This is a genomic window from Lacibacter sediminis, from assembly GCF_014168535.1.
Classification (GTDB): Bacteria; Bacteroidota; Bacteroidia; order Chitinophagales; family Chitinophagaceae; genus Lacibacter; species Lacibacter sediminis.
Genome location: NZ_CP060007.1, coordinates 5,080,065 through 5,099,488 on the forward strand (window position 1 = coordinate 5,080,065; position 19,424 = coordinate 5,099,488).

Below are 19,424 nucleotides of genomic sequence, written 5' to 3' on the forward strand. Positions count from 1 at the left end.
CGTGGTTGGTAAAATATCCGGCCGTAACTTTACTGCCGGATAAATAGGCAACAGGCAATAATCAATTGGCAAATACAACTTATGTCTTGCATGTTGTCAATTGTCCATTGCATATTGGTAATTGCCCATTGTCTATTAATTTTTGAAACTCCAGCATATGAATCTTAACGATCTCTATCAGAAAGCCTCCAACTTTGAATTTTTAACTGTTGAAGAAGGCATATATCTTTTTCAAAACGCACCTCTTACCGAGTTAATGTTTGTGGCTGATGAATTACGTAAACAACAGGTGCCGCATGGTAAAGTAACCTGGCAGATCGATCGTAATGTAAACACCACTAATGTGTGTATTGCCAATTGTAAGTTCTGTAACTTCTTCCGCATACCCGGACATCCCGAAGCCTATATCACCGATATTGAAACTTATAAGAAGAAGATCGATGAAACCATTCGCTGGGGTGGAGATCAGTTGCTTTTACAAGGCGGACATCATCCTGAACTTGGATTGGATTTTTATGTGAATTTGTTTAAACAACTCAAAGCATTATATCCAAACATTAAACTTCATACGCTCGGACCACCCGAAGTGGCACATATCACCAAACTCGAAAAAAGCACGCACCATGAGGTGTTGAAAGCGTTGAAAGAAGCAGGGATGGATTCATTGCCTGGTGCAGGTGCAGAAATTTTAATTGATCGTGTACGTCGTTTGATCAGCAAAGGAAAATGTGGTGCTCAGGAATGGCTGGATATTATGCACGAAGCACACAAGCTCAACATCACAACAAGCGGAACAATGATGTTTGGTCATGTGGAAACATTACAGGAACGGTTTGAACACCTGGTAAAGATCCGTGAAGTACAAAGCCGCAAACCGGAAGAAGCAAAAGGTTTCCTTGCATTTATTCCATGGACCTTCCAGGATGTGGATACACTACTTGCAAAAATTCGTGGAGTACATAATTTAACTACAGCGGAAGAATATGTTCGTATGATCGCTATGAGCCGCATCATGTTGCCGAACGTAAAGAATATACAGGCGAGTTGGTTAACCGTTGGCAAACAAACTGCACAACTTTGTTTGCAGGCAGGTGCCAATGATTTCGGAAGTATCATGTTGGAAGAAAATGTAGTGAGTGCAGCAGGTGCACCACATCGCTTTACGTACAAATCTATACAGGAAGCAATTCGTGAAGCAGGTTTTGAACCACAGCTCCGCACACAACAATATGAATGGAGAGAATTACCAAATGTGATTGAAGAACAGGTGGTGGATTATTGATGAGGTTGAAACACAGATGACGCAGATTGTTGCGGATGATAACACAACAAAACAGCCGATGCGATGCATCGGCTGTTTTGTTGTAAGGTTGTATCAGTATATTTCTTTTAATAATTCCAGATCAATCGAATAGAATAGCCATATTGCTTTTCAAACGGATTTGGCCCACTTATTCCTTGGGATTCATTCGTTAACTGCAAAAATATTCCCAAGTCGTTGCTCATCTGCGAAGGAGTTGACGACCACCATTGACCCCACATCCCTTTATAATCAAATACACCTCTAGGTAATCGTGCTCCACCAGGTAACCCATTAAATCCGCTGCTATTAGTTGCTCCCGTGTTTGGACTGTTCCATAAAGTTGTTGCTTTTAATTTACCACCTGCAATTCCTGATCCACCCAAAGAATCGATCATTGCCACCCATTCTTCATCATTAGGTACATGCCATCCCGCAGGAGCAATTCCTCTTGGGTCATTCATCGCATACCAGTTATACAATTTACCGTATGTTGTTCCATTTGCAGTTTGATTTTCATAATAACACCAAGCACCTGTTGTAAGGTTTGCCCACGTAGCAGCATCCTGCACTTGCGGAATTGAATCACCGTTTTTGTAATGGGTAACATCAAGATTTTTACTGATCCAATGCTTATTTGCGATCTTAACCACGGGATAAACATTACCGTCAATATCTGTTAATGATGTAGGAGCTGGCGGTGGTGGTGGTGGTGGTGGTGGAGCTGGAATTGTGTCTGTTATAAATGACTGCTCCGCACTGTAAGAATTGCCATGAGCATTCCCCGCATAGGCCCGCACATAGTACCTTTTGTTGGGTTTTAAATTCAATAGATCAGTTGAGTAATTACTATTTCCGGCTGATGTTGATAATAGTAGATTATTAGTTATAGAAACATTAGGGATTGTATCCCATACAAATCCCTTTTGACTTACAGAAAAACTTCCTTCATTCGAAACAGTGCCCCATAAAATCGCAGAAGAAGTACCAATAGAAGAAATGGAATCGAGAAGAACTACAGGAGCACTAAATGTTTTCGAAGTAACACTAAGTTCGTTTCCATATGCAACGCCAACATTACTTACTGCAAAAGCTCTTACATAATATGTTGTGTTTGACTCGGTATCAAAACCAAATTGAGTTATTCCTAACTGTGTGTTTGGATATGTTGCTCCCACCTGATCGTTTGGATATGTTGGATTTGGATTTTTACTTACGCATATTCCAAATTCCAAAATGTACGAGCCGCCATCGCTTAAAACTGCAACATCAACGATAGCCTGGGGATGATCATTTACATTTTTAACTGCTTTTGTATTTATAACTGGCAAACATGGCCCCCACGTCAACGTATCATTACACCATTTTAAATATTGGCCATTTGTTCCCTTTGGAAGCGTCGTCCATTTTGTTCCATCCCAATACAACATTTGTCCAGCTTGTGTTCCAGGAGCTAAGCCATTACCGGCAGTATTTGCATACAACGAATAAGGAACACTTAACAATTGTGTGGTACCGGTTATTGTGTAGGATGAACCACCGGTAGGATCTGTTTCTGCTTTAATAAAAAAAGGTCCGTTTGCCCATGGTATTGAAGAAAACGTTCCGCTCTCAACTGTACCGCCGCCAATCTCAATAGTTAATAAACCGTTTTCATTTGTAGTGGGTGTATGTCGTTCAGCATATATTGAATTACCGGTAGAAGATCCCTGTAAAATACTGATACGCATGCCCACCTGGGTAGAACTTACTAATCCATTTGAACTGTTACGCACCACAGCCTGGTAGCTGATTCGTTGCGGCGATTGCGCAAGCAGTTGAGTTGATGAGAATGCAAATATGAAAAGGGTAAAAATAAATTTCATGTTATTTTGCTTTAACTATTTTAAATGATTTTAACTGGCGGTTATTATTCTGGATATTGAGAATAAAAAAGCTTCTTGAATAACTGCCTAATTCTATTTCTGTAATTGTATTTCTGATTTGTGCGCTCTTCAAAAGCTTTCCTTCACTATCGTAAAGAGAATAGCGGTAACTACTCAAAAACGGATCAGCAATTTTTAATTGAACAGTATTTGTTGTTGGATTAGGGAAAACAGAAGCAGACAAAATCATATCAATACGAGGCAATGAAGTAATCACTGATATCTCGTAAGGAAGTTGAAGTCCGCCGGATAATGAGCCGCCAGGTCCTTTGCTATCGGGAATAATAAGTTCTCCCACACTGTAGGTAACGCTTCCATTTATACCAGTTGCTTTACCTCCGGTTGTTACTGTATGTTGCTGGGCATGAAGTGCAGAAAAGGATAATAGAAGTAAGGGGATTATCAGCAGGCGGCTTTTCATAAAACAGATTTAGCGATAAAAATAACCAGAAATATGAAAAACTCTAACCGTTTTTAATAAGCGTGTGCTTTGAGCTCTTAACTGTGAAGTTGTGCTGAGGTTCTTTAATTTAACAGGTAGTCATTGGTAATTTCAACAAGTGCAATTTTGTTTTCTAACAGTAAAATTATTTGACCCAAAGGCATACTTATCATAACGACTTATCAATTTTCACCACTTCTGCCAATGCACCATTGCCTTCCACACCCGATGTGAAACCTGAATTGATGCCAAGCTTTACGGTTCCTTCTGTGCTGCCGATGATACCACCTGCCGAACCATTGCCTCCGGCAAACGTAAATGGGGTGTCGCCAATTTTTACTTCTGCTTTTCCCATAATACCTGCATCGCTGAACTGGTTGTTGTTATCAAACGACACATAAAACATTCCTTTTAATTCTGCACCGCCAATACCGCCAAAGAATTTTGCTTCACCACCAACACCTGCAGCAAGCGTAGTTGTTCCTGTTCTGAAATTGTGTTCATAATTGGCCTGCCAAAACTTGCCTGCTTCAATTACATACTTGTTACAGTCAGCTTTTATCTTGGCCACCTTGACATCAATTTCAACATTCAGCCAAGACGGACAACTGAGATCAAGATTGCGTGAAGAAGCAATTAAACTATCGGCCTCGGCAGTGGTAAGGCTTACACTACATTCCATCGGCGGATCTAAAAACTGGCCGCTTCCCCAGCACTGACTCAACACAACGAAATACTGTTGCAGGTTACGGTACACCATAATTCTGTTTCCTGCACTGGGATCAAGTGAAACAATATTAATGAGATCATTCAGATATTCTCGCCAGATCCCCATTGCACGGTTACCTCTTTTTGTAACAAACGCATTGTACTGTGCCACAAATGCGTCCATGATTGGTTTCTTCAGGTCGCAGCATTTTTTAATGTAGGCTTCCTGTTCACCAAACGTAGCGCCTGCCGGTGCCTGCGGACATTTCAGCGCCATCATTTTTTCATTGTATTCGTTGAGCAGTTGTTCAATATGATTAATATCAAGTTGATTGAAGAACAACAGTTCTTCTGATGTATATACTTTGTGTAAATCTTCAAGTAACGCTTCCACATAGTCGGCATAAATACCGGGCATCTGTTCACCATCTCTTTTTATTTCTTCAGGAGAAAGTTGCGCCTTGCTGTTCCAGTAAAGCATTTCCGCCATCACTGACTGACCAAATGCTTCACCTTTTATTTTAGCTTCAGCTGTTTGATCTGTTGTCTCAGGTAATGAAGGCACTTTAAAATTCTGGAAAGAGAGTTCTCCAAAATAATTACGACTTGGAATGTTGCGCTTCTTGCGGAGTTGATAAATATTAAATGCTTTGTCTTTACCACGCATCAAAGCCATGGTGCTTCTGCGGTAAGCTACTTCCAATTCCTTTTCAAAATACTTCATGCCTTCTTCATACTGTTCATAGAAGAATTTGATCATACCCATGCTGCGGTTTGCTTCGGGGTTCAACGGATCATATTGCAGACATTGTTTTAAAAACATTTCAGCTAAACCAATATCACCAAGGCCGAGATAAGCCTGCCCCATATTGTTCAGCAGCATACTGTTATTGGGATCGCTTTGTAATTGATTCATTAAAATAGGAATGGCTTTATGTTGAAAGCCCGTCATGTTCATGATAGCAGCAACATTGTTCCAACCGGTTTGATCATTCACATCTTTCAACGCAGCTTCGATTGCAATAAGAAGTGATTGCTCCGGCTTATCAGCATAAAAAGTTCCGATAGCAGATTGCTGAAGTGTTTCGGCATTTTGGCCCGTCACTATTTTCTTTACTTCCTGCAACACGGTTGGTTTCACAACTGTTTCAATTTGTTGCTTTGTTGTACGCAACATATCGCTCAGCTGAATTAATGTGGGAGGTTGTGTTGGGATGAGCGATAATCGCTTCGCATCTTTTAACGGCAGTTGCACTTTAAAATCAGGCAGCGTCATTTCATCTATTTTAAAATTCGCTTCCTGTGCAATCTGTTTTGCCTGTGCACTGTACTGCTTCTGCATTTGTTTTTTATAAGCTTCGAGTTCTGTCGGGCTCATCTTCATCATCTTATTCACATCTGGCATCGTGGGTTTGGTTTGTGCAAAGCCCAATGACATAGAGAGTAATATAAATAAGCTCGATAAAAGTGTTTTCATCTGACTAGTTTTTGAGAACATAAAAATAGAATCGGTGTTTGCTGTTAATAGCAGTATACTGCATCAATTGAATTTTCAAGCGAATGAATTGTAAACGCAATTGGTTTTAAACCACCGGGGTTTTTGGAAACACCGGTGGTTTTCTTTACCTTCTCCAACCAAACATTTGCATATGAGAAAAAATCAAGTTCAGTTTCATGTACTGCTATTACTCTGCATTACATTCTTTTCCCTCACATCATCAGCACAAGGCACATTATTGTTGCGGCAACCATCCGTGAGCAAACAACATATTGTATTTGTTCATGGCGATGATCTGTGGGTGGTATCCCGTGATGGTGGTGATGCACGCCGGTTAACAACTGCTGTTGGCGCAGAAACTAATCCACGCATCAGTGCCGATGGAAAATGGGTTGCCTTTACCGGGCAATACGATGGTAATACGGATGTATATCTGGTATCCATTGATGGTGGCGCACCAAAGCGTCTTACCTGGCACCCAACGCCCGATCTTGTACAGGGTTGGACAAATGATAACAAGATCATTTTCACATCCGACAGGATGGGTTATCCAACTGCCAACACAAAATTTTATACGGTTGCAACAACAGGTGGCACACCCGAACCAATGATCATTCCTTTTGGTTTTGTTGGCAGCTTGAGTGATGATGGCAGTATGATGGCATATCAACCGCATCGTTTCTGGGATCCTGAATGGAGAAACTATCGTGGCGGACAGGCGCAACCCATCTGGATCTTCAACATGAAAACACAGGAAACAACCAAAACAATTCAGGGCGACAGGGAACGACACACAGCACCGGTTTGGGAGAATGGTATTTTATATTTTCTAAGTGAACAGGATTATGCAAACAATGTATGGTCGTACAATCCAAAAACAAAAGCACAGAAACAACTTACGTTTCATAAAGATTATGATGTAAAGAATTTGTCAGCAAGCAACGGCGTACTTATTTACGAGCAAGGTGCACGTTTGCACAGTTATGATATTGCTACAGGCAAAACAAAACCATTAACCATCAATGCAAATGGTGATCTCAATTGGGGCCGTGCAAGGTGGAATAATATTTCAGGTGCACAACTTACAAATGCAAGTCTTTCACCAACGGGTAAACGGGCTTTGTTTGAACATCGTGGTGAAATTTTTTCGGTACCAAAAGAAAATGGCGACTGGAGAAATATTTCCCGCACTACAAGTGCTGCTGACCGTTATCCTGCATGGTCGGCCGATGGACAAAAAATTGCCTGGTTCTCTGATGCAAGTGGTGAATACCAGTTGATGGTTGCCGGCCAAGATGGATTGGGAACACCCAAAGCATACCCTATCCCCAATAAAAAATTCTATTACTATCCATCATGGTCGCCCGATGGAAAATACATTGCGTTTACTGATACCGATTACAATCTCTGGAACATGGATCTTGCAAGTGGTAAAGCAACATTGGTAGCTACTGACAGGCTTGCACATCCAAACAGAACATTACATCCGGTATGGTCACCCGATAGTAAATGGATCGCTTATGTACAGATCATGGAGAACCAGTTTAAAGCTGTGAAAGTGTACAATGTGGATGAAAATAAAAGTACCGCCATCACCGATGGTTTGAGTGATGCGATCAGTCCGCAGTGGGATGAAAGTGGAAAATATTTATACTTTCTTGCCAGCACCGATTATGCATTAAGCACCGGCTGGTTAGATATGAGCAGTTATAACTATCCGGTTACACGTGCATTGTACATGGCTGTTCTTTCAAAAGAAACTTCAAATCCATTTGAACCAAAGAGTGATGAAGAGCCAACAAAACCCGGCGAAGAAAAATCTGTACTTACAACTAAGAACACGGGTGATACGGTAAAGCCTGTTGTAACAAAACCAACAGGCGTAAGAGTGAAGATCGATTTTGATGGCATTGATCAACGCATCATTTCTGTAAATATTCCGGTACGTGATTACCAGGATCTGGTAGCTGGTCCTGATGGACACGTGTTTATTGCAGAAGCGATTCCCAATGAAAATGGTTTTGTTTTGCATCGCTATAGTATCAAAGACAGAAAAGCAATTGAATTCCTGAGAGGTATTTCATTTGCATCTTCCAGCTTCGATCGAAAAAATTTACTGTACAGCAGTGGACCGTCATGGTTTATTGTAAATACTGTTGCAGGTGCACCGAGGCCAGGTGATGGAAGATTACAAACAGATGGTATGCGGGTGTATGTTGATCCGTCAAAAGAAGCAGAACAGATTTTTAAAGAAGGCTGGCGTTACCAACGTGATTTTCTCTATGTTGATAATACACATGGTGCGCCATGGAACAAAGTGTACGATTGGTATCAACCTTGGTTAAAACATGTGAAGCATCGTTCTGATCTGAATTACATCATTGATATTCTTGGTGGTGAAATAGCTGTTGGTCACTCTTACACATCCGGTGGTGATTTTCCGCAAGTACCAACCATTCCTGTTGGATTACTCGGTGCTAACTATGCAGTCGATAAAGGTTTCTTCAAGATCACAAAAATATTTACTGGCGAAAACTGGAATCCTGAATTACGTTCGCCTTTAAGTGGGCCTGGTATGAATGTAAAAGAAGGTGAGTATTTGGTTGAAGTAGATGGACGGCAATTAACAGCAGATATGAATTTGTATAGTTTGTTTGAAGGCACTGCTAACCGGCAGATTAAAATTCGTGTCAACAACAAACCATCATTAGAAGGAGCAAGATCAATTACTGTTGTGCCCGTTGCAAATGAAGCGGGTTTACGTTCAAGAGCCTGGGTTGAAAACAACAGAAGGAAAGTAAATGAACTATCTGGAGGCAAGTTGGCTTATGTGTATGTTCCTAACACTGGCAACCCGGGTTACACATCTTTCAACCGTTACTATTTTGCACAACAGGATAAACAGGGTGCTGTTATTGATGAACGAAATAATGGTGGTGGTTCTGCAGCTGATTATATGATTGATGTGATGGGAAGAAAACTGCAAGGTTATTTCAACAACCGTGTTGAAGGTCACAAGGTATCTACTACTCCAATGGCGGGCATCTTTGGTCCGAAGGTGATGATCATCAATGAAAATGCTGGTTCAGGCGGTGATCTGTTACCATATATGTTCAGGAAAAGTAAGCTTGGTCCATTAGTAGGTACACGCACCTGGGGCGGCTTGGTTGGTACATGGGATACACCTCCGTTTATTGATGGCGGAAGAATGGTTGCACCACGTGGCGGTTTCTTTGACACCGATGGTAAATGGGCAGTGGAAGGAGAAGGCATTGCTCCGGATATTGAAGTGTTTTATGATCCCAAAGCATTGATTGAAGGAAGAGATCCGCAACTCGAACGGGCTGTGCAGGAAGCATTGAAATTATTGAAGACTGAAGGAATCGAATTGAAAAAAGAACCGGCAGCACCGATACGTTACAAGCGACCATCTTAATTTTAATTAGGTAAATTGAAAAAATCCCCTCGTTGCTGAGGGGATTTTTTTGTGTTATGCAACCGATGTCGATCTTATTTGATTTTCATTTAATGAAATAAAAACATTGTTTCTTTGTTTCCTCAATTTACTTCAATGCTTACTGAAACACTGGCAACTATTTTCCAACGGGATCTTACAAAACTCTACTCTGAAATTGAACAATATAAAAATGAAGAAAGACTTTGGGTAACCGAACAATCAATTGCTAATTCAGCAGGTAATCTTTGCCTTCATTTAGTTGGTAATCTTAAAACTTATATTGGTGCCGAGCTGGGTGGATTTGCTTACACAAGAAACCGTGATCTTGAATTTTCATTAAAGGGTGTACCAAAGGCAGATTTACTTACAATGGTGGCAGAAACAAGAACCATTGTTGATGAAACATTGCGTAAGCTTCCGGCAAATACATTGCAGGATGAATACCCCATGCTGGTTTTTACCGAAAAAACCTCAACTGAATTTTTTCTTATACATCTTGCTGCACATTTAAGTTATCACCTCGGACAGATTAATTACCACCGGCGCTTACTGGATACACAATAATTTTGCTCAAAGATTTTTATCTTGAGTAAAGAATAACTACCGATGCTAAGTCTTATCAAAACAAATTCTGACAGCAGCGACTTCCGTTCACTGGTTGTATTACTCGATGCCGATCTGCAGGAACGCTACGGTGAACAACAGGCATTCTTTTCGCAATTCAATAAGCTCGATCATATTCATCATGTAATTGTGGCTTATGAAAATAACCAGCCGGTTGGTTGTGGAGCATTTAAAGAATATGAACTGGGAGTTGCAGAAATCAAACGTATGTATGTAAAACCAACACATCGTGGTAAAGGAATTGCCGGTGCTATCTTATCTGATCTTGAGCAATGGGCAAAAGAAGAAGGTTTCAAAAGCTGCATACTTGAAACTGGTTTTAATCAACCGGAAGCGATTAGGGTTTATGAGCGTGAAGGTTATAAACACATTCCCAACTACGGGCAATATGTTGGTGTAGAGATCAGTCTTTGTATGAAAAAGTTTTTAGTTGAATAAGGTTAAAACATGTTAACCCCTGCTATTTTATGTAATAGTGAAACAAAAATTTTAACCATAAATCAAAAAAAATGAAACATCTGATCTTTTTTGTGTTTACTCTTATTCTTTTATCAGCTTGCTCAAATGATTCAGCTAAAACTGATCAAACAGCAACTGATACCGCCATTACAGCTCCTGTTGCAGAAACTAAAGCAGACAATAGTAAGAACGCTCTTGATTGGGCAGGAGTTTACAAAGGAACTGTACCATGTGCAGATTGTGAGGGTATTGAAACAACCATCACGATTGCTAATGATTCAAGCTATGTGCTTTCGCTCAATTACCTTGGTAAAAAAGAAGCAGCGCCAATTGAGAAAAAAGGAACATTTAGCTGGAATGCCGCAGGCAATACCATCACACTTAACGGTATTACTGATGGTGCCAATCAATACCTCGTTGGAGAAAACAGATTGATACAGCTTGATCTGAACGGCGAACGCATTAGCGGCGATCTTGCAAAAAAATACGAGCTGAGCAAACAATAGAAATCGTACAACATGCAACTGTAGCCGTGGGTGTGCAGTCTGTATTTGTATTAATTAATCGCAAATGAACAAACAACAAACCTCTCTTATCTTTTGCCTGGTAATGGATGCAGTGGGCTATGCCACGTATGCAGTTCCTTTTCTTGGTGAGTTTGGTGATTTGATCTGGGCGCCGGTCTCTGCTCTTATTTTCTTCCGCACATTTGGCGGCTTTAAAGGTGCTTTTGGTTCGGCTTTTAACTTTGTTGAAGAGCTCTTACCATGGACTGATTTTGTTCCCAGCTTTACACTCATGTGGGCATGGAATTATTTCGGACGAAAGAAAACCAGTATTGCAATTCAACCAGCCAGATAATAAAAACGTCGCACAAAAAGTGCGACGTTTTTTTTAGTTCTTATTCGTTCCATACCGCCACGGATCATTTGTATCTTTTGAGGGGCGCATGTCTTCATCTTTCTCCTTATCATACACACGCAGGTAAACTGTCCATTCAAAATTCTGATACTCCGCTACAAGATCAATCACCAGTTTGCTGAATTCGCCTGTTACATCATTAATATGAAACTGGTTGCTCCACAAACGCAATTCTTCTGATGGTGCACTGTAAGTACCACTTGCGGTAATACTGTTGTTTGCTCCTTTGCTGAAAAGTGATTTACCCAATATATCATTGTAATAAGCTTTGTATTGCTTTTGCATTTCTTTTGTTTCTTCTGTTACAAGGAGTTTTGCTTCCCAAAGCCAGTTAATTTTTTTATTAGCCGGGTAACCAAGAATTTTTGTTTCAACTGCTCCTTTCAGTTCCACTTTAGAACTGTACTCAATAACGCTTGGGTCTCCCTGGTTCTGTGTACCCTTGATCAATGCAAACTGATTGGGATAATCGTTAATTACTTTTTCTAATTGTGGGCGAATGGTGGAGAGTGTGTTCTTCGTTTGTGCAGATGACAAGAAAGCAATCAGGATAATTGCTGATGATAGCATTAGTTTTTTCGTCATGGATAGAGATTTGATTGCAATATAGTAAAACAAATCTTTCTATCATAGTATACCGGGTATCAGTCTTTTTACTCTTCGCATATAGTCCTTGTATTCATCACCAAAAACATGGATCAGTTTTTTTTCTTCGAGCCACATGCCAATAAAAAGATAAACGATCATCAGGATTAATAAATACCAGTTTTTATAAAATGGAAAAGCAATACAAATGCCGGTAAAAAACAAAAGTGTTCCGCTATACAAAGGATGACGCATGTATTTATGCAGTCCTCTTATCTGTAAAGGCATATATGTCTCTTTGCTTAAGCCAAGAAAAGAAGAAAGCTCGTATTCTCTTGCTGATTGAATCATAATTGCAAGCCCTGCCAGCGTTAAAACCGCTCCCGCTACAATAACAGTTGTTGCGCTTTCATAAAACGGGGGACACACAAAACGAATATGAAACCAAAGCAAACCGAGCAAACCGAACAGATTAAAGAGGTTATAAACAATTCTGTACGCCTGTTTTGAAATGCCGGAAACACTTTGAAACCAATGCTTTACGGGCTCTGCGGCCAGCAAACTGTGCAGAATAAAATATAATGCCCATAATGAAAGCAACCATACCATATTACGAATGTAGTAGGATTATTACACAGAAACCCGTAAAAATAACAGGTGAAAAAACATTGTTTCTACGCTTGCAAACCAACGAAAGCGTTTCTATTTTTATAGCCTTAAATCCAAATGTTATGAAAAAGAACCCTTCCGTACGTAAAAGCTCTTCTGTTCTTCAGTCAATCAAACAGATTGTGCATTTGCTGGTTGAATCTTTCGAATCGCCACAAACAAAACAATTTAAACGTTGGAAAAGTTATGTAGCTGAATAATATGAATGAATTTTACTCTTGAAAGCCATAAACGCTGCGAGTGTATGGCTTTTTTTTATGCGCCTGCTTCCATCAGTATTTACTTTCCTGAAAACAAGATGTATTCTGAAGGAGTATATCCTTTAATAGAAAAGATATAGTTGTTTTGAAAGGAACCTTGTCTTATAAATTCGCCTTTGCGGGTATATACCACAACAGCTCCTCCGTTACCGGGATTCATACTGCCTGCCAATAGTGTCGGCAGAAATTTCATGTAAGCAATCGTTGTTAAATCCAGCATTTGCACCTGGTTAAAATCAACTTCCATTTCATCGATAAAATAGGCCTTTACTTTTTCTTTGCGCCAAAACAAAGCCTGCTCGCCTGTTGATTGGTCGGTACCAAGACTAAGACCCGCCATTCTTGTAATTAAATAATTGATACAGTCTGCATAAGTAAGTATTTCGTCGTTTTCGAGAAAATTGTATTCACGCTCCATAATACTTTCGAAGAGGCCGGAATTGAATTGTTCTTTGTATTTCTCCAGTTTTGTTTTGCGTGTACCTGTTACAATAATCTGTTGTAATTCTTTTCCTTTACCTTCTACCCTTACAGCATTGGCAGGAAGTTTACCAATTAATTTCAACGAATCATATTCAGTAGAAGTAAACAGGTTGGCACCAAAATCAAAAACGTTGGTTGTAACAGAATCGAAGTCTTTTGCTTTCGGAAATAATTCAATCGCAATATCAGGTTTCTGTTTTCGCTTCGTTCCGAGAAAATTAAAAAATACAGTGGCTTTATTTTCAAAAACCAGTTTCGGTAAAACGAAATGCTTATCCTCTTTTACTTCTATTACTTTATTGTAGTTGGATATATCTTTCCCAAACACAAACATTAAAATTGATGAGGAGATTTTATTATTATTGAGGGTTCCTGTAATCTGCCTTAAGCCTGGATAATAAAAAGTGGAGATGGAGATCTTGTTGTTCTGAAAATTTTCAGGTACTGTTAAGAGAAAACTATTGAGTGTATCAATAACGGGGTAATAAAGGGTATCAGTTACATCGGCTTCCATTGCCTTTGCCACTACCATCAGTGTACCTGCTTTTACGAATATTGTTTGTTGAAGTGAAATCCAGATACTGTCTGTATCCGCAACCCGCTCTACACTTACCGTTGCTGATCCTTTATTTTGGGCATAACCACAAAAGATTACCGCAGCAAAGAGAATAACGGACAGGATCAGTTTTTTCATAACAGGTTTATAAAAAACCGCAACAAATAAAATAGTTGCGGTTGTATCTAAGTTTTAGAATTTCATCAGCACTTTATTCATCTCATCTGTTATCTCTTCATTACAAAGATTACCAATGCTTCCTTCGTGTGTATGATGTAATTGTTGCAGATCATATTCAAACTCTCCTTTGTTAATAGCATTACCAACCTGCTGATACGCTTCACGAAAGGGTACCCCTTTATTCACCAAGTCATTCACAGCTTCCACACTAAAAAGATATTTATACTTCTCATCGGTAAGAATATTTTCCTTCACGTTCATATTGCTAAGCATGAGTTGCATCAATTGCAAGCATGCTTTCAATTCTTCGATCGCAGGAAACAGAATTTCTTTTGTTAACTGCATATCACGGTGATAACCGGAAGGGAGATTATTGATGAGTAAGGTCAGTTCATTCGGAATCGATTGAATGCGGTTGCACTTTGCACGGATGAGTTCAAATACATCCGGATTTTTTTTGTGCGGCATAATGCTGCTCCCTGTTGTCAACTCATCGGGGAATGAAAGAAAACCAAAATTTTGGTTCATGTACAAACAGCAATCCATCGCCAGTTTACTGAGTGTGGCTGCAACAGAACTCATACCGATACTTGTTACCTTCTCTGTTTTTCCACGACTCATTTGTGCATACACACTGTTCCAGTTAAGTGTACCGAATTGCAATAATTCAGTTGTACGTTTTCTGCTGAGCGGAAAAGATGAACCATAACCTGCACCACTGCCTAAAGGGTTCTTATTTGCAACCTGGTAAGCTGCGGATAACAATTCCAAGTCATCTACCAAACTTTCTGCATAGGCTCCTAACCATAAACCAACTGATGAAGGCATGGCAATTTGCAAATGTGTATAGCCTGGGAGTAAAGTGTTTTTATGTTGGTCGCCTGTTTTTATCAACAGGTCAAACAGATTTTTTACTTCGTCTTTGATATTGCTGATCTCGGCACGCAGGTATAATTTAATATCGACAGCAACTTGGTCGTTACGACTACGACCACTGTGTATTTTCTTACCGACGTCGCCAATCATTTGTGTAAGCAGGTATTCAACCTGTGAGTGAACATCTTCAATTCCTTCTTCAATAATGAAAGAGCCAAGTTCAATCGTTGCAGCAATTTCTTTCAACCCATTCACAGCAACTTCAGCTTCTTCTTTGCTCATCAACCCAACTTCGCCCAGCATGGTTACATGTGCAATGGAGCCTTGCACATCATACTTCGCCAATAGCAAATCAAATTCTTTATCACGACCAACTGTGAATTGCTCTACCAATGCTGATGTGCTGCTGTTTTCTTTGCTCCAGAGTTTCATGTTAAATGCTTTCGGCGTTTAAAGAATCTTGTTTAACAACTGAATATATAATTCAATCCCACCTTTGATCTCATCTATAAAAATATATTCATCGGCGGTATGACTACGGGCACTATCGCCGGGACCCATCTTCAATGCTGGGAAAGGCATCAAAGCTTTATCGCTGGTGGTTGGCGAACCATAATAACCACGACCCAACTCAATACCAGCTTTCACCAACGGATGATCCATTGGTATAGATGTTGATTTCATTCTTGTGGTACGTGGCTTGAACTGGCTTTTGAGATTTTGTTTCAATTCGCCCAGAATTTCATCGAACGTATAAAGTTCGTTCACCCGCACATCGATCACAAACTTGCATTGCGGTGGTACTACATTGTGTTGTTGGTTTTCTGTACCGATCACTGTAACAGTTAACATTGATTCACCTAACAACGGACTTACTTTATCAAACTTATAATTGCGGATCCATTCAATATCATCAACTGCAATGTACAATGCATTCACACCTTCTTTACGTGCAGCATGTCCGGCTTTGCCTTGTGCAATACAATCGATCACCATCAAACCACGTTCAGCAACAGCCATGTCCATTTTTGTTGGCTCACCAACAATACCAAAGTTGATATTGCCAAGATAAGGTAGCACGAGTTCAATGCCATTCACGCCGCTGATCTCTTCTTCTGCGCTTGCTGCGAACACCACGTTATGTGAAAGATTTTCCTTATCGTAGTAATATAGAAATGTCGCAATTAAGCTCACCAAACAACCACCTGCATCGTTACTGCCAAGGCCGAATAATTTACCGTCTTCAATAATTGGTTCATACGGATCTTTGGTATACTTCGCATTCGGCTTTACGGTATCATGATGTGAGTTGAGTAATACAGATGGTTTTGCTGCATCGTAAAACTTGTTCTTTGCATACACATTGTTGCCTACACGAAAATGTTCAATTCCCTTTTGTGCAAAAAAATGAATAAGGATTTCTGCAGTTTCGTTTTCTTCTTTTGAAAAAGACGGAGTGGCGATCAGCTGCTTTAAAAGTTCAACTGCTTCAGTGTGAAGTTGGCTGATGTCCTGGTTTGCCATAATAATTTTTTTAACTGTTTGTAATGGATGTTCCGCTTTCTCCATTGATCAGATCTTTCAAATGCTCTGCTTTACCAATTACTACTTTTTTTACGCCACTGTTTAACGCAGTAAATGCGTTATCGAGTTTCGGGATCATGCCCGCAAATATTTTTCCTTCTGCTTTTAATTGTTGATAGGATGTTGGATCGATATTGCTGATAACCGTTGCATCATCATTTGCATCGAGCAATACACCTGCCTTTTCAAACGAATAGATCAGGCTTACATCATACACGCTGCTCATTGCTTTCGCTACTTCCTGTGCAATGGTATCTGCATTAGTGTTCAATAATTGACCATTACCATCATGCGTAATAGGCGCAACTACCGGTATAAAACCATGATCCAACAAACTACTCCAGCTTTGTGCATTGATCTTATCCGATTTTACATCGCCCACAAAACCGTAATCAATTGCTTTTACCGGTCGCTTATCGGCAGGAATCAGATTACCATCTGCACCTGTAACACCAATTGCATTACAGTTGAGTGATTGCAATTGTGCAATTATTTTTTTGTTGATGAGACCTGCATATACCATCGTTACTAAATCGATGGTTGCAGCATCAGTAATTCTCCGGCCATCAACATACTTACTTTCGATACCTAATGATTCGCCGATCTTGGTAGCCACTTTACCGCCACCATGCACTAAAATCTTTTTAGCATCTACGCCGGCGAAGCTTTGCAGAAACGATGAAAGATTTGCTTCATCATCTACAATGTTACCACCAATTTTTATTACAATCAGCTTATCCATTTCCTTTTAATATTTCGGCCAAAACAGTTTGTGCTGCCCATACACGATTGCTTGCCTGTTGCGTTACAATACTATTGCTGCTATCGAGCACTTCATCACTTAATTCCACATTCCTGCGAACGGGTAAGCAATGCATCACTTTTGCATTGTTGGTTGTTTTCAGTTTTTCTTCTGTCAACATCCACGCAGGATCATTGCAATAAATGCGACCATAATCGGTGTAAGTGCTCCAGTTTTTCACATACACAAAGTCAGCATCTTTCAATGCTTCATCCTGGTTGTGTGTAATGGTTGCACCTTTCGTGAATTGTTCGTCCAGTTCATAATCTTCCGGATGCGTAATGACAAAATCAGCTTCGCCCCATGCATTGATCCACTGTGCAAAACTGTTGCTCACACATTGCGGCAACGGTTTTATATGAGGAGCCCAGGTCAAAACGATTTTAGGTTTACGTTTCTCTTTGAATGTTTCAGTGATGGTGATAATGTCTGTCAGTGATTGTAATGGATGCAATGTTGAACTTTCTAAGCTTACAACTGGTACACCTGCATATTTAATGAACTGTTTAATGAACAGTTCGCTGTAATCATCTTTTTTATTTTGCAAAGAAGGAAATGTGCGGATAGCCAACACATCAAAATAATTTCCAAGAATTGGAGCAGCATCTTTTACATGCTCGACTGTTGTACCGCTCATGATGGCTTCTTCTTCAAACTCCCAGGTCCAACCTTCGCTGCCTACATTAAAAACGATCGGCTTCATACCAAGATTCTCGGCAGCAACCTGTGTACTTAATCGTGTGCGTAAGCTGGGATTTAAGAAGATAAGACCAATACGTTTGCCCTTACCCAATTCCTGATCTTTCAGCGGATTGGCTTTATAGGCTAATGCCTTTTCAACAAAAGCATTAATGTCTTTTACATCATGAACGGAAATAAACTGTTTCAATCTCATTTATGTTAAATCAGTAAAAAATCATTTACAATTATCCTTTCATCGCTTCAAGTTCTTCCTTCACTGCATCAATAAACATTTCTGCATCTCTTTTCTTCAAACCGAGACTTGGCAACAAACGGATCACATTGGGTTTTGCTTCGCCGGTGAATATCTTTTGATTGAGCAATAAATGTTTCTTCAGGTCTTTGTATTCTTCCGGTACATCAAAGCCAATCATTAAACCACGGCCACGAACATTTTCAAGTTCTTCGATCTTTTCTAATTCTTCACGGAGATATTTTCCGATCATGACAGCGTTGCCCATCAATTTTTCTTCTTCCATTACCTCCAGCACCGCTAATGCAGCAGCACATGCTAAATGATTACCACCGAAGGTTGTGCCTAACTGAAAATGTTTTGGTTTAATATGTGGTGCAATGATGATTCCGCCAATAGGGAAACCATTGCCCATACCTTTTGCCATGCTGTAGATATCGGCATTTACACCTGCAAAATCATGACTGAAAAACTTACCGCTACGGCCATAACCACATTGCACACTATCAGCAATATAAACGGCACCGTACTGATCGCAGAGTGAGCGTATTTTTTTGAGGAATGAATTTTCAGCAACATTAATACCACCAACACCTTGAATACCTTCAATGATCACCGAAGAAATTTCATCGCCTTGTTTTTTGAAACAAGCTTCCAAAGCTGCTTCATCATTAAGTGGAAGAAAGATCACATTATCGGTTTCATTTACTGGGGCGATATAGTTTTTATTATCAGTTACACTTACAGCAAGCGATGTTCTTCCATGGAACGCTTTCTTAAATGCCACAATTTTTTTGCGACCGTTGTGAAAGCTTGCAAGTTTCAGAGCATTCTCATTTGCTTCTGCTCCTGAGTTGCAAAGGAAAAGTTGGAAATCTTCTTTACCACTTGCTTTACCAAGCTTTGCTGCTAATTCTTCCTGCAACGGAATTTTAATAGAGTTGGAGTAGAAAGCAATTTTGTTCAATTGTTCTTCAATTCGCTTTACCCAATGTGGATGTGTATGTCCAATACTAATCACAGCATGACCTCCGTAAAGATCCAGATACTGCTCGCCTTGATCGTCCCATACGTAACTGCCTTTCGCTTTTGAAATGGCGATGTTGTTGATGGGGTAAACGTCGAATAGTTGCATAAGTTTTAAGTTATAAGTTATAGGTA

18 protein-coding genes are annotated in these 19,424 nt (G+C 39.9%); 7 read left to right on the forward strand and 11 right to left on the reverse strand.

From position 1 onward, the window contains the following. The first annotated feature begins 157 nt into the window (after positions 1–157). Entirely contained in the window at positions 158–1,282 is a 1,125-nt protein-coding gene (gene mqnC / locus H4075_RS21390; protein WP_182802899.1) for a cyclic dehypoxanthinyl futalosine synthase, read from the forward strand. Between the two features lie 107 nt (positions 1,283–1,389). Here mqnC and H4075_RS21395 read toward each other — a convergent pair whose 3' ends face one another. The 3 genes from H4075_RS21395 to H4075_RS21405 form a co-directional block, all read right to left on the reverse strand. Beyond that, positions 1,390–3,165: a fibrobacter succinogenes major paralogous domain-containing protein gene (locus H4075_RS21395; RefSeq protein ID WP_220494821.1), complete on the reverse strand. Its 1,776-nt coding sequence runs from the start codon at positions 3,163–3,165 to the stop codon at positions 1,390–1,392. Between the two features lies 1 nt (position 3,166). Next, positions 3,167–3,646: a T9SS type A sorting domain-containing protein gene (locus H4075_RS21400; protein ID WP_182802900.1), complete on the reverse strand. Its 480-nt coding sequence runs from the start codon at positions 3,644–3,646 to the stop codon at positions 3,167–3,169. A 190-nt stretch (positions 3,647–3,836) separates the two neighbouring features. Then, on the reverse strand, positions 3,837–5,852 hold the full coding sequence (locus H4075_RS21405) for a tetratricopeptide repeat protein (RefSeq protein WP_182802902.1): 2,016 nt from the start codon (positions 5,850–5,852) through the stop codon (positions 3,837–3,839). A gap of 172 nt (positions 5,853–6,024) precedes the next feature. On the opposite strand from H4075_RS21405, the gene H4075_RS21410 reads away from it, so the two are divergent. The 5 genes from H4075_RS21410 (at position 6,025) to H4075_RS21430 (ending at position 11,274) form a co-directional block, all read left to right on the forward strand. Next, positions 6,025–9,309, forward strand: a complete 3,285-nt coding sequence (locus tag H4075_RS21410; RefSeq protein WP_182802904.1) for a S41 family peptidase — start codon at positions 6,025–6,027, stop codon at positions 9,307–9,309. A gap of 135 nt (positions 9,310–9,444) precedes the next feature. Beyond that, positions 9,445–9,894, forward strand: a complete 450-nt coding sequence (locus tag H4075_RS21415) for a DUF1572 family protein (protein WP_182802905.1) — start codon at positions 9,445–9,447, stop codon at positions 9,892–9,894. A gap of 42 nt (positions 9,895–9,936) precedes the next feature. Further along, complete coding sequence (locus tag H4075_RS21420; RefSeq protein WP_182802907.1) at positions 9,937–10,392, forward strand: GNAT family N-acetyltransferase; 456 nt, start codon at positions 9,937–9,939, stop codon at positions 10,390–10,392. Between the two features lie 71 nt (positions 10,393–10,463). Beyond that, the gene (locus tag H4075_RS21425; RefSeq protein ID WP_182802909.1) at positions 10,464–10,919 is read left to right on the forward strand and encodes a copper resistance protein NlpE; all 456 of its coding nucleotides are present in this window, start codon (positions 10,464–10,466) and stop codon (positions 10,917–10,919) included. Between the two features lie 64 nt (positions 10,920–10,983). Beyond that, positions 10,984–11,274, forward strand: coding sequence for a hypothetical protein (locus H4075_RS21430; RefSeq protein WP_182802911.1), 291 nt, complete (start codon positions 10,984–10,986; stop codon positions 11,272–11,274). Between the two features lie 33 nt (positions 11,275–11,307). Here H4075_RS21430 and H4075_RS21435 read toward each other — a convergent pair whose 3' ends face one another. Together H4075_RS21435 and H4075_RS21440 are read right to left on the reverse strand one after the other, a co-directional pair. Next, a complete protein-coding gene (locus H4075_RS21435) occupies positions 11,308–11,919 on the reverse strand; it encodes a hypothetical protein (RefSeq protein ID WP_182802912.1) in 612 nt (203 codons plus the stop codon). A gap of 42 nt (positions 11,920–11,961) precedes the next feature. Further along, positions 11,962–12,528 carry a methyltransferase family protein gene (locus H4075_RS21440; RefSeq protein ID WP_182802914.1) on the reverse strand — a complete coding sequence of 189 codons (567 nt, stop codon included), beginning with the start codon at positions 12,526–12,528 and terminating at the stop codon, positions 11,962–11,964. A 122-nt stretch (positions 12,529–12,650) separates the two neighbouring features. Here H4075_RS21440 and H4075_RS21445 point away from each other — a divergent pair, with 122 nt between their 5' ends. Beyond that, on the forward strand, positions 12,651–12,788 hold the full coding sequence (locus tag H4075_RS21445; protein ID WP_182802916.1) for a hypothetical protein: 138 nt from the start codon (positions 12,651–12,653) through the stop codon (positions 12,786–12,788). 79 nt (positions 12,789–12,867) lie between these two features. On the opposite strand, the gene H4075_RS21450 is transcribed toward H4075_RS21445, so the two are convergent. The 6 genes from H4075_RS21450 to H4075_RS21475 are packed head-to-tail and all read right to left on the reverse strand — an operon-like array spanning position 12,868 to position 19,398. Then, the gene (locus H4075_RS21450; protein WP_182802918.1) at positions 12,868–14,025 is read right to left on the reverse strand and encodes a hypothetical protein; all 1,158 of its coding nucleotides are present in this window, start codon (positions 14,023–14,025) and stop codon (positions 12,868–12,870) included. 54 nt (positions 14,026–14,079) lie between these two features. Continuing rightward, positions 14,080–15,375, reverse strand: a complete 1,296-nt coding sequence (gene argH, locus H4075_RS21455; RefSeq protein ID WP_182802919.1) for an argininosuccinate lyase — start codon at positions 15,373–15,375, stop codon at positions 14,080–14,082. Between the two features lie 18 nt (positions 15,376–15,393). Beyond that, a complete protein-coding gene (locus tag H4075_RS21460; RefSeq protein ID WP_182802921.1) occupies positions 15,394–16,467 on the reverse strand; it encodes a M20 family metallo-hydrolase in 1,074 nt (357 codons plus the stop codon). Between the two features lie 10 nt (positions 16,468–16,477). After that, the gene (argB, locus tag H4075_RS21465) at positions 16,478–17,269 is read right to left on the reverse strand and encodes an acetylglutamate kinase (protein ID WP_182802922.1); all 792 of its coding nucleotides are present in this window, start codon (positions 17,267–17,269) and stop codon (positions 16,478–16,480) included. Next, positions 17,262–18,224, reverse strand: coding sequence for a Rossmann-fold NAD(P)-binding domain-containing protein (locus H4075_RS21470; RefSeq protein WP_220494823.1), 963 nt, complete (start codon positions 18,222–18,224; stop codon positions 17,262–17,264). The genes argB and H4075_RS21470 overlap by 8 nt, the downstream gene beginning before the upstream one ends. Before the next feature lie 31 nt (positions 18,225–18,255). Beyond that, complete coding sequence (locus tag H4075_RS21475) at positions 18,256–19,398, reverse strand: aspartate aminotransferase family protein (protein ID WP_182802923.1); 1,143 nt, start codon at positions 19,396–19,398, stop codon at positions 18,256–18,258. Positions 19,399–19,424: the final 26 nt, after the last annotated feature.

Excerpts from the sequence above, each read along its gene's own strand:
- mqnC (WP_182802899.1), top strand. The coding sequence starts at position 158 with ATGAATCTTAACGATCTCTATCAGAAAGCCTCCAACTTTGAATTTTTA.
- H4075_RS21395 (WP_220494821.1), bottom strand. The coding sequence starts at position 3,165 with ATGAAATTTATTTTTACCCTTTTCATATTTGCATTCTCATCAACTCAA.
- H4075_RS21400 (WP_182802900.1), bottom strand. The coding sequence starts at position 3,646 with ATGAAAAGCCGCCTGCTGATAATCCCCTTACTTCTATTATCCTTTTCT.
- H4075_RS21405 (WP_182802902.1), bottom strand. The coding sequence starts at position 5,852 with ATGAAAACACTTTTATCGAGCTTATTTATATTACTCTCTATGTCATTG.
- H4075_RS21410 (WP_182802904.1), top strand. The coding sequence starts at position 6,025 with ATGAGAAAAAATCAAGTTCAGTTTCATGTACTGCTATTACTCTGCATT.
- H4075_RS21415 (WP_182802905.1), top strand. The coding sequence starts at position 9,445 with ATGCTTACTGAAACACTGGCAACTATTTTCCAACGGGATCTTACAAAA.
- H4075_RS21420 (WP_182802907.1), top strand. The coding sequence starts at position 9,937 with ATGCTAAGTCTTATCAAAACAAATTCTGACAGCAGCGACTTCCGTTCA.
- H4075_RS21425 (WP_182802909.1), top strand. The coding sequence starts at position 10,464 with ATGAAACATCTGATCTTTTTTGTGTTTACTCTTATTCTTTTATCAGCT.
- H4075_RS21430 (WP_182802911.1), top strand. The coding sequence starts at position 10,984 with ATGAACAAACAACAAACCTCTCTTATCTTTTGCCTGGTAATGGATGCA.
- H4075_RS21435 (WP_182802912.1), bottom strand. The coding sequence starts at position 11,919 with ATGACGAAAAAACTAATGCTATCATCAGCAATTATCCTGATTGCTTTC.
- H4075_RS21440 (WP_182802914.1), bottom strand. The coding sequence starts at position 12,528 with ATGGTATGGTTGCTTTCATTATGGGCATTATATTTTATTCTGCACAGT.
- H4075_RS21445 (WP_182802916.1), top strand. The coding sequence starts at position 12,651 with ATGAAAAAGAACCCTTCCGTACGTAAAAGCTCTTCTGTTCTTCAGTCA.
- H4075_RS21450 (WP_182802918.1), bottom strand. The coding sequence starts at position 14,025 with ATGAAAAAACTGATCCTGTCCGTTATTCTCTTTGCTGCGGTAATCTTT.
- argH (WP_182802919.1), bottom strand. The coding sequence starts at position 15,375 with ATGAAACTCTGGAGCAAAGAAAACAGCAGCACATCAGCATTGGTAGAG.
- H4075_RS21460 (WP_182802921.1), bottom strand. The coding sequence starts at position 16,467 with ATGGCAAACCAGGACATCAGCCAACTTCACACTGAAGCAGTTGAACTT.
- argB (WP_182802922.1), bottom strand. The coding sequence starts at position 17,269 with ATGGATAAGCTGATTGTAATAAAAATTGGTGGTAACATTGTAGATGAT.
- H4075_RS21470 (WP_220494823.1), bottom strand. The coding sequence starts at position 18,224 with ATGAGATTGAAACAGTTTATTTCCGTTCATGATGTAAAAGACATTAAT.
- H4075_RS21475 (WP_182802923.1), bottom strand. The coding sequence starts at position 19,398 with ATGCAACTATTCGACGTTTACCCCATCAACAACATCGCCATTTCAAAA.